General features: G+C 66.4%; 8 protein-coding genes. All 8 read right to left on the bottom strand.

Annotation, left to right across the window (positions count from 1 at the left end):
- Nucleotides 1–2: 2 nt before the first annotated feature.
- Nucleotides 3–1,823: an SLC13 family permease gene (locus tag KW836_RS19380; RefSeq protein ID WP_218344459.1), complete on the bottom strand. Its 1,821-nt coding sequence runs from the start codon at nucleotides 1,821–1,823 to the stop codon at nucleotides 3–5.
- A 28-nt stretch (nucleotides 1,824–1,851) separates the two neighbouring features.
- Nucleotides 1,852–3,282: a basic amino acid/polyamine antiporter gene (locus KW836_RS19375; RefSeq protein ID WP_370633050.1), complete on the bottom strand. Its 1,431-nt coding sequence runs from the start codon at nucleotides 3,280–3,282 to the stop codon at nucleotides 1,852–1,854.
- 82 nt (nucleotides 3,283–3,364) lie between these two features.
- A complete protein-coding gene (gene arcA / locus KW836_RS19370) occupies nucleotides 3,365–4,606 on the bottom strand; it encodes an arginine deiminase (RefSeq protein WP_175124296.1) in 1,242 nt (413 codons plus the stop codon).
- 16 nt (nucleotides 4,607–4,622) lie between these two features.
- A complete protein-coding gene (locus KW836_RS19365) occupies nucleotides 4,623–6,044 on the bottom strand; it encodes a basic amino acid/polyamine antiporter (protein WP_218344458.1) in 1,422 nt (473 codons plus the stop codon).
- 73 nt (nucleotides 6,045–6,117) lie between these two features.
- Nucleotides 6,118–7,104 (bottom strand): AI-2E family transporter, encoded by a 987-nt coding sequence (locus KW836_RS19360; protein ID WP_175138637.1) that lies wholly within the window; start codon nucleotides 7,102–7,104, stop codon nucleotides 6,118–6,120.
- Nucleotides 7,101–8,591 (bottom strand): carboxylesterase, encoded by a 1,491-nt coding sequence (locus tag KW836_RS19355; RefSeq protein ID WP_175138638.1) that lies wholly within the window; start codon nucleotides 8,589–8,591, stop codon nucleotides 7,101–7,103. Before KW836_RS19355 ends, KW836_RS19360 begins: the two co-directional genes overlap by 4 nt.
- Complete coding sequence (locus KW836_RS19350) at nucleotides 8,588–10,120, bottom strand: efflux transporter outer membrane subunit (protein ID WP_175138639.1); 1,533 nt, start codon at nucleotides 10,118–10,120, stop codon at nucleotides 8,588–8,590. Before KW836_RS19350 ends, KW836_RS19355 begins: the two co-directional genes overlap by 4 nt.
- Nucleotides 10,117–13,305 carry a multidrug efflux RND transporter permease subunit gene (locus KW836_RS19345; RefSeq protein ID WP_239215523.1) on the bottom strand — a complete coding sequence of 1,063 codons (3,189 nt, stop codon included), beginning with the start codon at nucleotides 13,303–13,305 and terminating at the stop codon, nucleotides 10,117–10,119. The genes KW836_RS19350 and KW836_RS19345 overlap by 4 nt, the downstream gene beginning before the upstream one ends.
- Between the last annotated feature and the right edge of the window lie 4 nt (nucleotides 13,306–13,309).

Genomic DNA, 13,309 nt, shown 5'->3' with positions numbered 1-13,309 from the left:
CCTCAGGACGGAAACAGGATCGGAATCAGCAGCACGCTGACCACCAGCGAAAACACAGCAAGTGGTGTCCCGATCTTCAGATAGTCGGCAAACCCGAAACCGCCCGCCACGCTGACCAGCGCATTGGACGGCGTAGACACCGGCGACATGAACGCCGCCGACGACGCAATGGCCACCGTCATCGCAAATGCATAGGGAGACGCGTGCAGGCTTTCGGCGATGCTGATGGCGACCGGGCCCATCAGCACGGCGGTCGCGGTGCCGGAGACCACCACGCCCAGCGTCACCGTCGCCACGAACACCAGCGCCAACTGGCCGTAGATGCCCCAATCGCCCGAATAGTGCAGCAGGAACTGCGCGGCCAGATCCACGCCGCCGCTGCGCTTGAGCGCCAGCGCAAACGGCAGCATGCCCACGATCAGGATCAGCGCCCGCCAGTTGATCGACCGGTACGCCACGTCCAGCGTCACGCAGCCGAACAGGCCCATCATCAGGGCGCCGATCAGCCCCGCCATCACGTTGGGCACCCAGTCGGTCAGCATCAGGAACACCACCGTCGCCAGCGAGAGCAGCGCGTGGATGGCGCGGTTGGGCACCGGCACCAGCGAATCGGCTTCGACCGGCATCGCCAGGCTGACCAGATCGTGCTCTTCGGCCTGCAGGGAAAAAATGCCCGCCCACGGCCCGACCACCAGCAACGTATCGCCCACGCGCATCTTCACGTCGGGCAGGTCGCGCTTGGCCTCTTTGCCGCGCCACAGGCCCACGACGAAAAGTCCATGCCGCCCCAGCACCACGGAATCGCGCGCATTCGCGCCGTCCAGCCGCGATTCCGACGGGATGATGACCTCCACCATGCCCACATCACGGGCCTGATCCGTGAAGTACACGCCGGACATCTCCAGCCGCCGCAGGTGATGCCGGCTGCAAAAGCCGTCGATATCGAACCCCTCTGCATCCCTGTCCAGGAGCAGGATGTCGCCCGCCTCCAGCACGTCGTCCGCCGTCGCGCGCATGACGGCCCGCGCGAACCGCGTGTTGCGCTCGATGGCGATGACGAATGCTGCCTTGCCGAGTTCGCCCGCCCACAGTCCGAGCTGGCGTCCCACCAGGTCCGAGTCGGTCTGCACCAGCAGGCGGCATGCCCGGTTCTGCAGCGAATATTTGGTCGCCCAGTCGCCCAGGCTGGGCCGGTTCAGCGCGCGCGGCCCCTGGCCCGCGTCGATGAGCTTGCGCGCGAACAGCATGTAGGTGACGCCGCCCGCCAGGACGACGATCCCGATCGGCGTGAAGTCGAAAAAGCCGAAACCCTCGTAGCCCGCATAACCGAGCGCGCTATTGAGCACCAGATTCGGCGTGGTCGCCACCAGCGTCAGCATGCCGCTGATCGCCGCCGCCGCGCCCATCGGCATCAGGATCCGCCGGGCCGCCATGCCGGATTTGCGCGCGATCCGCAGCACGATGGGGATGAAGATGGCCACGACGGCCGTGGAGCTCATCACGGCGCCCATCGCGCCGACCGCCCCCATCACCAGCAACACCAGCCAGCCCTCGCTCTTGCCGCCGTGCCGCAGCAGCAGATCGCCGACGGCCTGCGCTACCCCGGTCCGCACCAGCCCCTCGCCGACCACGAAGAGGCACGCGATCAGGATGATGGCGGGATTCGAGAACCCGTCCAGCGCCTCGCGGTAGGTCACCGTGCCGCTCAGCGGCAGCAGCAGCATGACCAGCAGCGCGACGGCATCCGACCGCGGCCGCCCGATGACGAACAGCACGACGGCCGCACAAAGGATGGTGAGGACAATCGCCAGTTCGCTGCTCATTGCCGTGCTGCCCCCCTGCCCCTTTCGGCTAGAACGCCGTATTGCCCGTGCTGATCGCCCACACGCCGATGCCGCAGGACACCAGCACAAGCAGCAGGATCGGCCACTCGTACGGCGCGAAGATGTTGCCGCGCTGCTCGCGGCGCGATATCAGGAAAAGAATGGTGCCCGGCGCGTAGATGACGCAAGACAGGACGAAATACCGGAAACCGCCCGCATACACCAGCCCGGCCGCATAGACCGTGGCCGCGACCGCCAGCCCCAGCTCGATCTTGCGGCGCCGGCTCCAGCCGTCATAGGTTTCGCCCCGCAGCGCCAGCATCAGGCCGAACGCCGCCACGAAGAAGTACGGAATCAGGCTCATCGAACTGGCCATGTTCTTCAGGAGCACGAAGGTGTCCTCGGTGAAGAGCGTGACGATCAGAAAGAGCTGCACGATGCCGTTGCTGAGCCACAGCGCCGCAGCCGGCACGCCGTGGCGGTTTTCCCGGCCCAGAAACGACGGCATGATGCCCGCGCCCGCCGCGGCGCGCAGCACTTCGGCGGCCAGCAGGATCCACGCCAGGTAGGCGCCCGCCACCGACACCATCAGCCCCACGCTGACCAGCATGCTGCCCCACGGCCCGACCGCCGCCCGCAGCACGCCCGCCATGGACGGGTTGCGCAGCGAGGCCAGTTCCGCGCGCGGCAGCACGCCATACGACAGCATCGTCACCAGCACCAGCAGCGCCAGCACCAGCAGGAACCCGACGATTGTCGCCACCGCTACGTCCTCGCGGCGCTTGGCGTAGCGGGAATAGACGCTGGCGCCCTCCACGCCCAGGAACACGAACACCGTGACCAGCATCGTGTTGCGCACCTGTTCGAAAAGACTGCCCTTGCCCCCGCCGCTGAGCCCTTCGGCAATGTTGGCGCGCAGCACGTCCAGGTCCACGGCAAACGCGGCGAAGACAATGAAGATGGCGATGGGCACGACTTTGGCGATGGTCACGACCGTGTTCATGCCCGCCGCCTGCCGGATGCCCCGCAGGATCAGGAAATGGGTGGACCACAGCAGCACCGACGACACCAGCACGGCGGCCACGGTATCGCCGTCGCCGAAGAACGGCAGGACGGCGCCCAGCGTTCCCTTGAAGATGACGAAATAACTGACGTTGCCCAGGCAGGCGGCCGTCCAGTAGCCCAGCGCGGCCAGAAAGCCCAGATACAGCCCGAATCCGGCCTTGGCATACGCGAAGATGCCGGCGTCCAGATCGGGGCGCCGGCGCGACAGGAACTGGAACACCATCGCCAGCGTCAACATGCCCGTGCCAGCAATGGCCCAGGCCACCAGGCCGCCCACCGGCCCGGTATTGCGCGCAAAGACGCTGGGCAGCGAAAAGATTCCCGCGCCCACCATCGATCCCACCACCATGGCGGCCAGCGCCATGCGAGAAAGTTTGGCAGTTTCCCCGCTCACGTTCTTCTCCTGAAAGCGATCCGGTGGTTGCGCGCCCGCGCGGCCGCCCTTTTCAGGGATGGCCGCGCGCGGCAGTGCGCCGCTAGGCGGGATCCCGCGAAATCGGGCACGTCATGCAGTGCCCGCCGCCGCGGCCCCGGCCCAGTTCGGCGCCGACAAAGGTGACGACCTCGATCCCCGCCTTGCGCAAGAGCGTGTTGGTGTAGACATTGCGGTCATACGCCAGCACGACCCCGGGCGAGATGCAGACCAGGTTGGCGCCGCTGTCCCACTGCGTGCGCTCGCGCAGATAGGCGTTGCCGCCGGTCTCGACGACGCGCATCTTCTTGATGCCCAACGCCTCGCCGATCACGTCCACGAGCGACCCCTTGTCCTTGTGCAGCTCCAGCGACCCCGGCGCGCTGCCCGGCCGGTAGGAGAACGCCTGGATGTTGTTGACGATGTCGGGATACATCAGCACGCAATCGCGGTCGGCAAAGGTCAGCACGGTGTCCAGGTGCATGGCCGCCCGCAGCTTGGGCATGGCCGCCACGATCACCCGGTCTGCCGCATTCTTGGCGAACAGGCTGGCCGCCAGCTGGCTGATGGCCTGGCGCGACGTGCGTTCACTCATGCCGATCATCACCGTCCGGTTGCCGATGGGCATGACGTCGCCGCCCTCCAGCGTGGCCAGTCCATGGTCGGCGGTGGGGTCGCCCCACCAGACGTTCACCTTGCCGGCAAAGCGCGGATGGAACTTGTAGATGGACGACGTCAGGATCGTCTCTTCGTGCCGCGCGGGCCAATAAAGCGGATTGAGCGTGACGCCGCCATAGATCCAGCAGGTCGTATCACGCGTGTACAGCGTGTTGGGCAGCGGCGGCAGCAGGTACTCCGTGACGCCGGCGGCTTCCTTGATGAGCGTGAGCTGTTCGCCGCCGATCGACTCGGGGAACTCCTCGGTCGACAGCCCGCCGATCAAGGTCTCGGCCAGCTTGCGCGCCGGCAAGCCGTCCAGGTAGCTGCGGATCTCGTCGAGCAGGCCCAGGCCAACCTGGTTCGCCACGACCTGGTTGTCCAGGATCCACTTCTTCGCTTCAGGTATCGCGACCGTTTCGGCCAGCAGGTTGTGCATTTCCACGACGTCCACGCCGCGGTCCCGCATCTTCGTCATGAAGTCGAAATGGTCGCGTTTCGCGTTGTCGACCCACATGACATCGTCAAACAGCAGCGCATCACAATTGGAGGGCGTCAATCTTTCGTGGGCGCGTCCTGGCGCGCAGACCATCACCGTGCGCAATTGCCCGACTTCTGAATGGACTCCAAATTCCTCGGTATCAGCCATGACTAGCTCCCAGACGTTAGATGGCAATCCAGCCGTAGATCAGGCCCACGATGGCGGCCAGGGCTCCGACGCATGCCACGATGAAAACGACCAACTCCCAGCCGGTGAAGAATTTCCGGCCCTGCTCACGCCGGGCCCAGAAGTACAGGACCGACCCGGGTGCATACAACAGCGCCGACAACAGCAGGAACTTCAAGCCGCCGGCGAAGATCATGAAAAGCGTATAGACGGCCGCGATGCTGGCAAGTGTGAGATCGCGCTTCTGGTCCTTGCCGCCGACATAGGTTTCGCCGCGCTTGGCGAGCAGCCAGCCGAAACCCGCGACCAGCAGGTACGGAATCAGCGACATCGCGCTGGTCAGGCTGAGCATCAGCGAAAATGCATCGCGTGACCAGTACGTGCTGATGACGAAAAGCTGCACGATGATGTTGGTCACCCACAGCGCGACGACCGGCACGCCGTTCTTGTTCTCGCGGGCGAACGCGCGCGGCATGTCTTCCGTCTTTGCTGCCGCGTGCATCACTTCGGCGCAGATCAGCGACCAGGCCAGATACGCGCCCAGCACCGAGATCAGCAGACCGACGCTGACGAATACGGCGCCCCACGGCCCCACCACCGACTCCAGCACGCCGGCCATGGACGGCTGGCGCAGCGCCGCGATGTCGGTCTGTTGCATGGCGGCATAGGGCAGCAGAGACACCAGCACCATCAGCAGCAGCGCGGTCACAAACCCGATCAGCGTGGCCACCCCCACGTGCGAACGCTTCGACGCGAAGCGGGAATAAACGCTCGCGCCCTCGATGCCCAGGAAGACGAAGACCGTCACCAGCATGGTTCGCCTCACCTGCTCGAACAGGCTGTAGCCGCTCATGTCGCCCCAGAAATTGATGCGGAAGAGGTCAACCTTGAAGGCCACGAACAGCACGATGATGAACACCACGATCGGGATGATCTTGGCCACGGTCACCACGGCATTGATGAACGCCGCCTGCTGCACCCCGCGCAGGATCATGAAGTGGAACATCCAGATGCCCACGGACGCCACAGCGATTGCGATGACCGTGTTGCCGTCGCCAAAGACGGGAAAGAAGGCGCCGAGCGTCGATTTGATCAGCACCCAATACGACACGTTGCCGATGCAGCTGCCGATCCAGTATCCAAACGCGGACAGAAAGCCCAGGTAATTGCCAAACCCGGCCTTGGCATACGCAAAGACGCCCGCGTCCAGGTCGGGCTTGCGCTCGGCCAGCGCCTGGAACACACGGGCCAGCGTGTACATGCCCGCGCCCGCGATGATCCAGGCGATCACCGCCCCAACCACGCCCGTTGCCCCGCCAAAGGTCCGGGGCAGCGAAAAGATCCCGGCGCCGATCATCGACCCCACCACCATGCCCGTCAGGGCAAGCAATCCAAGCTTCTTGGGAGTACTGCTTTCCATCATGCACCTCCAGTATTGAGCAAAGACGTGAGCAGGTCGGCCGCCGTCCCGGATGCTGCCCGGGACGGCCGGCTCAGCCGCGGGTAACGCGCAAACTGCGGCTGGCGCCGTACACCGTGGTCATCGTGATAAGAAGCGGCACGCCGATGAACGTGCCCGGTATGCCCCACACCAACCCCCAGAAAAACACCGCAAACATCACCATCAGCGGCGACAGCGAAAACGCGCTGCCGGCCAGCCGGGGTTCCAGATAGCAGCCGTAGACGATCTGGATGCAGTTCAAGACCACCAGCACCAGAATGCTCGTCTGCAACGATCCGTATTGCACGAACGCGAAGAACGCCGGAAACACCGTCGCCACCAGCGGTCCGAGAAACGGGATGTAGTTCAGCAGGAACGCCAGCCCGCCCCAGGCGGTCGCCAGCTCCAGCCCGGCGTAGATCGCAAACAGCCAGACGGTCACACCCGTCAGCACGCTGGCGATGGTGCGGATCACCATGTACCAGCGCAGCTTGCTCGCCACCTCGCGTGCGACCGCCATCCAGCGCTGCGCCCTTGCCTCGCCCAGCAGGCGGGTCAGCCGCGCCGGCGCCTCGTCCAGTTCGAACAGCCCCAGCGCAATGAACACGAAGGCGATGAAGATCATGCCCAGCATGCTGTTGATCCGCAGCGCCACTTCCTGGATCGCCCGCACCAGCCATGACACGTTGAAGCTGTCCTGGAACATCTGGATCGCCATCGCGCCGTGCGGGTGCAGCGTTTCGGTCTCTACCGTGAACAGGCGCTGGAAGCGCGCAGCGTTGGCCATGACCCACTGCGCGACCAGGCTGAAGCCCCATGCCGCCAGCGACAGGAACACCACCGACACGACCAGCGTCACCACCAACGCCAGGATCGCCGCGAGCGGCGCGGGCATCTTGCGGCCCAGGTACTGGCGCAGCGGCGCGACCAGGCAGATCACGAACAGCGCGAACGTCAACGGCACGAACACCGGGCTGGCCAGGTACAACAGCCCCAGCAGCAGGATGGCGAAAATGCCGGACAGTGCGAAAGACATCATCTTGGTATCACCCCATCAACGCGCTTGACCAGATAGGCATAGAACGGATTGGAGGTCAGCCGGGTCAGCGTATCCATGCCGATCACGAAAGCCCCGACCTCGCCGCGCATGGACATGGCGCCCAGGCTGATGCCGAATTCCTCGATGTTGTCCGGGTGCGTGCCGTACAGCGCGTCGTCCGTCGGGAACGGCAGCGCCACGTGCGACAGCGAATAGACCTCGCGCGGGTAGTCCATGCCGATGGCGCGTTCCACGACCGCGGTCGCGTTCGGCTCGATGACGCGCTCGATCATGGCGCTGGACGTGGGGCTGGCGTTGGTGACGAGCGTCAGCCGGTAATTGCGCTTTTCCCCTGGCAGCGTGCCCGCCAGCTGCCAGGCCACGCCACGGCGGAACAGCGGCCCGAGCTTGGTGGCGCGGTTCAGGTCGAACAGCACCAGGTCGCTGCCGTTGGCGGGCAGGCGCGCATACAGGGCGTTGATCAGCGCGCGCGTGCTGACGGTGAAGTCCAGCACCGAATGGAACGTGATGATGGGCGGCAGACGCTCCAGGCCGCCGGATCGCTGCTGCGCAACCAGCCTGTCCTGCAGCGTCTGCGTCAGTTCGAACGACTGGCGCGCCGCGTGGACCGGGAAAGAGTTGTACTTGAACGGGTTGAACTCCGGCACGATGCTCAGCCACGCGGCCTTGGCGAACGCGGGCAGGATGGCGGGCAGCCCGGCCACGCCCGCAAAGCGCGCGAACGACGTGATGCCGACCATCGGCGACAGCAGCACCAGGCGGTCGGGCTTGTCGAGCTTGGGATTGTCCAGCGCGTCCAGCGTGTGCATCAGCGCCAGCGCCCCGCCGTTGGAAAAGCCCACCATGTGCAGCGGCTTGGGTGCGGGCACCCGGCGCCGCGCTTCGCGCACCGCCAGACGCGTCGCGGCCGCCCAATCCTCCCAGTGCGCGTCCGTCAGCCCGCCCGGCACCGTGCCGTGGCCCGGCATCCGGATGGCGATCGCCACGTAGCCGACGGACTGATAATGCGCGGCGACATGGCGCAGGCTGTACGGCGAATCCGTCAGGCCATGCAGCAGCACGGCCACGCCCTGCGGCTCTCCCGCCGGCGTCAGGACGAAGGACCGGTTCCAGTCGTGCGCGAAGTGTTCGGGGTAGACCTTGGCGTCCGCGAAATAGCGGTTGCTGTCCACCTTGTCCTCCGGCAGCAGCTTGTCGCCTACGTTCTGCCGGACCAGCGTGAAAAGCGCGTCCTCGTGCGCGAGGTAATCGTCCCAGGTGCTGTGGTCCAGGCGTTCGGCGTCCAGCTCCTGGGGAACATACGTGTGCCAGGCGGCCAGCGGCGGGCCCTGCTGGATGTCGTACAGGCGCACCCCCATCAGCGTGACGACGACCAGCACGGCAAGGCCGGCAAGGATGAACACGGCTTTGCGCAGCCTGCGCCACCCCGGGCGCGGGCTGGCGCTGCCGGGCTTGCCGGCGTTCACTGGGGCGCTCCCACGCCGGGCGGCGGAACGGGGGTAGACATGGCGGGCGAACCCTTGGCCGCAGGTTCGCCTGCCGCCCCCCCCGCGCCCGGCGGCGATCCCGCCATCACCACCTGCGGCTGCTCATCCCCGCCCCCCAGCGCGACATACAGCGACACGCCGTTCTGAAGCTGGGACGCGCGCAGCGTCAGCATCTGTTGCTCTGCATTGAACAATCCGCGCCGGGCGTCCACGACTTCCAGGTAGATCGAGATGCCGTTCATGTAGCGCAGCTCGGCAGTCTCGGCCAGGCGGCGCTGCGCCTGGATCGCCGTTTCCTGCGCGGTCACCTGCTCCTGGAAGCGCTTGCGGTTCTCCAACGCGGTGGCCACTTCGCTGAACGCCGTCTGCACCGTCTTGCGGTAGTTGGCGATCAGTTCGTCGCGCTGCGCCGTGGCAAGATCCACCGCCGCGCGCCGCTGCCCGTAATCGAAGATCGGCCATCCGATTCCCGCGCCGATGTTCCAGATCTGGCTGGGCGACGAAAAGAGGTCCGACAGCTCGGTGGAGGCATAGCCGAACGAACCGGTCAGCGCAATGCGCGGAAACAGGGCTGCACGCGCGGCGCCGATATTGGCGTTGGCGCTGCGCAAGCGGTTCTCGGCCTGGCGGATGTCGGGTCTTACGACAAGCAGCGACGACGGCAGGCCGGGACTGAGCGCATCGAACTGGCCCGCGGCCTCAATCGGCGGCCCAACGGTCATCTCCCGCTGCAGGTCTTCGCCCACCAGCACCCACAGACGGTTCCAGTGCGCCGCCGTGGCGCGCTGCCACTCAGCGAGCTGGGTCTGCGCCTGCGTCAGCAGGATGGCCGACTGCTCGAAGTCGACCAGCGAGGTCACGCCGGCGTCCAGCCGGTCCTTGGCGACGCGCAGTGCATAGCTGCGGGTTTCGACCGTGCGCTGCGCCAGCGCGATGCCTTCCTCGCCCGCCCGGGCGTCGTAATAGGTCGAGGCCACGTTCGCAATCAGCGACAGTCGGAATGCCCTCCGCCCTTCCACGGTCGCCAGGTATTGCTGCAACGCGGAGGCGGTCAGGTTGCGGATCCGCCCCCAGAAATCCAGCTCGAAGGACGAGACCATTACCTGGGCGCTGAACTGGTTGAACTGCACGGTCTGCCGCGACCCCGCCAGCGCCGGATCCAGTACGGTCAGCGGCTGCTGGTTGCGCGACGCGGCCGCGCCGGCATCCAGTTGCGGCAGCTGGTTGGCGCGTTCGATGCGGTAGAAGGCGCGCGCCTGCTCGATCCGGGCCGTGGCTGCGGCCAGATCCTGGTTCAGTTCCAGCGACCGGGCGATCAGGCGCTTGAGTTGCGGATCGCCGAAGAACTGCTCCCACGTGACGTCCTGCGCCGCCACCGCATCCGGCGGGACCTCGCCGGGAAACACGGCGGGCGTTGCGACTTCCGGCTGGCGGTGCTCCGGCGCGAAATTGCAGCCGGCCAACCCCCAGCCCATCAGCGCCAAGATGGCAATGCGCGCCGGCCTCATGGGTTCTCTCCCCGCTCTTCGGCCTTGGCCGGAACGCTGGCAGCAGGCGTGGACCCGGGCTTGGCCGCATTCTTGCGCGGCCCCGACCAGCGCCGCGCAACCATGTAGAACAGCGGCGTGAAGAAAACGCCGAACAGCGTGGCGGTCAGCATGCTGCCCATCACGCTGGTGCCCACCGCCTGCCGGCTGGCCGCGCCGGCGCCGGTGGCCAGCACCAGCGGCAGCATGCCCAGCACGAAGGTGATGCTGGTCATGATGATGGGGCGCAGACGCTGCCGGGCGGCATCGACCACCGCCTCTTTGCGGTCGCGCCCTTCCAGCTCCTCTTTCAAGGCGAACTCCACGATCAGGATGCCGTTCTTGGCGGCCAGGCCAATGATCGTGACCAGCCCGATATTGAAATAGATGTCCGCCGACATGCCCCGCCCGAGCGTGAACGCGGCCGCGCCCAGAATGCCGAACGGCAGGATCAGCAGCACGGACACCGGCACGGACCAGCTTTCGTAGAGCGCCGACAGCAACAGGAACACCACGATCAGCGACAGGCCCAGCAGCAGCGCCACCTGGTTGCCCGCCTGGCGTTCTTCGTACGCCGTGCCGGTCCATTCATAGGTGATGCCTTGCGGCAGGACGCGCCCGGCAATGGCTTCCATCTCGGCCAGCGCCACGCCGCTGGAGCGGCCGGCGGCGGCCTCGCCCGAGATGGTGATGGACGGAAAGCCGTTGTAGCGTTCCAGCTGCTGCGGCCCGTCGATCCAGCGCATCCGCGAAAACGCCGAGAACGGCACCATCTCGCCCCGGTTGTTCGGCAACTGCAAGGCGGCAATGTCCTGCGGCTGCATGCGCTGGTCGGCCTCGGCCTGGATGAACACCCGCTGCACCGAACCGTCGAGCAGGAAGTCGTTGACGTAGTTCGACCCGAACGCCAGCGTCAGCGCCTGGTTGACCTGCGCGACCTGCAGCCCCAATGCGCGCGCGTGCACCCGATCGATCTCGACATACAGGCGCGGTCCCGGCGGCATGCCGTCCAGCCGCACGCCGGTCAGCACGGGGCTGGCCGCAGCGGCCGCGATCATGGCCGCGCCGGTGGCGGCCAGACCCGCGCCGCCCTGCGCAGTGCGGTCCTGCACCTTCATGGAAAAGCCCGACGCGTTGCCCATCGACGGGATGGGCGGCGGATTCAGCGCGAAGATCATCGCCTGCGGAATCGACCGGAACGCCAGGTTGCTGCGCCCGACCAGCGCGTCGACGGCCTCGGCCCGATCGGTGCGCTCGCTCCACGGGTGCAGGTCCACGAACGACAGCGCCGCCGTCTGCCCCTGGCCGAAGAAGTTGAACCCGACCACCGATGCCACGTTGCGCACGGCTGGCAACTGGCGCAGCTGGCTTTCGGCCTGCTGCACGGCGGCCTCGGTCTGGTCGGCCGTGGTGCCGGGCGCGCCGGTGTACGACACGAAGAAGTAGCCTTGATCTTCCAGCGGCAGATAGCCGCCCGGCAGGCGCGAGAACAGAAACACCGTCAGGCCGCAGACGCCCAGGAATATCAGCATCCAGCGCAGGGGCCGCACCAGCATGTGTTCGACCGCGCGCACGTACTGGCGTGTCATCGCGTCAAAGCCGTTATTGAACTTGTCGAAGACCCACTGCTTGCCCTTCGAGATCCGGCCCTTGGGCGGCTTGCCGTCCGGCAGCTTGAGCAGCGTGGCGCACAACGCGGCGCCCAGCGACAGCGCCAGCACGGTCGACACCACGATCGCCACGGACAGCGTGATGGAAAACTGGCGGTAGATGGCGCCGCTGGAACCGGGAAACATCGCCATCGGCACGAACACCGCCACCAGCACCAGCGTGCTGGCGATGATCGGCCCCCACACCTGGCCGACCGCCTTGCGCGTCGCTTCCGGCGCAGAAATCTTCTCGTCCTGCATGATCCGCGCGACGTTTTCCGACACCACGATGGCGTCATCGTTCAGCACCCCGATCGCCACCACCATGCCAAAAAGCGACAGCAGGTTGATGGACGCGCCAAACAGGAACAGGCCCGCGCAGGTGCCGATCAGCGCGATCGGCACGATCAGCGTGGGGATCAGCGTGCTGCGCCAGCTTTGCAAGAACAGGAACACCATTGCCGTGACCAGCAACAGCGCCTCGACCATGGTGACCAGCACCGAGCTGATGGACGTGGTGATGAAGGGCGTGGTGTCGAACGGCACCGTCCAGCCGACGCCCGCCGGAAACACGGGCTCCAGCTCGGCCATGCGCTGCCGCACCTGCCGTGCCACGTCCAGCGCGTTGGCGTCGTTGGCCAGCTGGATGGCGATGCCGGCAGCCTCCTTGCCATTGACGCTGAGCCGGAAGTTGTAGCTTTCGTTGCCCAGCTCAACCCGCGCCACGTCGCCCAGGCGCACCAACGAGCCGTCGTTGTTGACGCGCAGGATGACCTGCCGGAACTGCTCGGGCGTGGAAAAGCGGCTCTGCGCCACGATCTGCGCGTTGAAGTCCGCCCCGCGCGCCAGCGGCAGGTCACCCAGCGATCCGCCGATCGTCTGCGCATTCTGTTCCTGCACCGCACGCATCGCGTCGCTGGCCGACATCTGGAAGCTGGCCAGCTTGCGTTCGTCCAGCCAGATCCGCATCGCGTAAGACGAGCCGAACAGCTGCACGTCGCCCACCCCGCGGATGCGGCGCAGCTCGTTGAGGATGTTGTTGGACGCGAAATTGCCCATCTCGACGGCGCTGACGTTGCCGCTTTCCGATTGCAGCGCCAGCAGCATCAGGAAGCCGGACGACGCCTTGGTCACCGCCACGCCAAGCTGGCGGACTTCCTGCGGCAGCCGGGGTTCGACCCGGCTCAGGCGGTCCTGCACCTGGCTGCGGGCCACGTCCAGGTCCGTGCCCGGCTGCAGCGTCACCGTGATCTGCGACGTGCCGTTGGCGCGGCTGACCGACGCCATGTACAGGAAGTTGTCGACCCCGTTCATCTCCTCCTCGATGATCGAGGTGACCGTGCGGTCGATGGTGGTGGTGTCGGCGCCCCGGAAGGTCGCCTGGATCGTGATCGAAGGCGGCGCGATGTTCGGGTACTGCTCCACCGGCAGCAGCACCACCGCGATCAGCCCGAACAGCAACAGGAACAACGCCACCACCCAGGCAAATACCGGCCGCAAGACGAAGAATGAGCCCATGACC

This window comes from Achromobacter sp. ACM05, from assembly GCF_019218915.1.
Taxonomy (GTDB): domain Bacteria; phylum Pseudomonadota; class Gammaproteobacteria; order Burkholderiales; family Burkholderiaceae_B; genus Achromobacter; species Achromobacter animicus.
The sequence above is the reverse complement of the archived record's forward strand: the minus strand, read 5'-3'. Positions and strand labels throughout refer to the sequence as shown.

Coding starts and splice junctions, on each gene's coding strand:
- KW836_RS19360 (WP_175138637.1), bottom strand. CDS start 7,104: ATGATGTCTTTCGCACTGTCCGGCATTTTCGCCATCCTGCTGCTGGGG.
- KW836_RS19380 (WP_218344459.1), bottom strand. CDS start 1,823: ATGAGCAGCGAACTGGCGATTGTCCTCACCATCCTTTGTGCGGCCGTC.
- KW836_RS19345 (WP_239215523.1), bottom strand. CDS start 13,305: ATGGGCTCATTCTTCGTCTTGCGGCCGGTATTTGCCTGGGTGGTGGCG.
- KW836_RS19350 (WP_175138639.1), bottom strand. CDS start 10,120: ATGAGGCCGGCGCGCATTGCCATCTTGGCGCTGATGGGCTGGGGGTTG.
- arcA (WP_175124296.1), bottom strand. CDS start 4,606: ATGGCTGATACCGAGGAATTTGGAGTCCATTCAGAAGTCGGGCAATTG.
- KW836_RS19365 (WP_218344458.1), bottom strand. CDS start 6,044: ATGGAAAGCAGTACTCCCAAGAAGCTTGGATTGCTTGCCCTGACGGGC.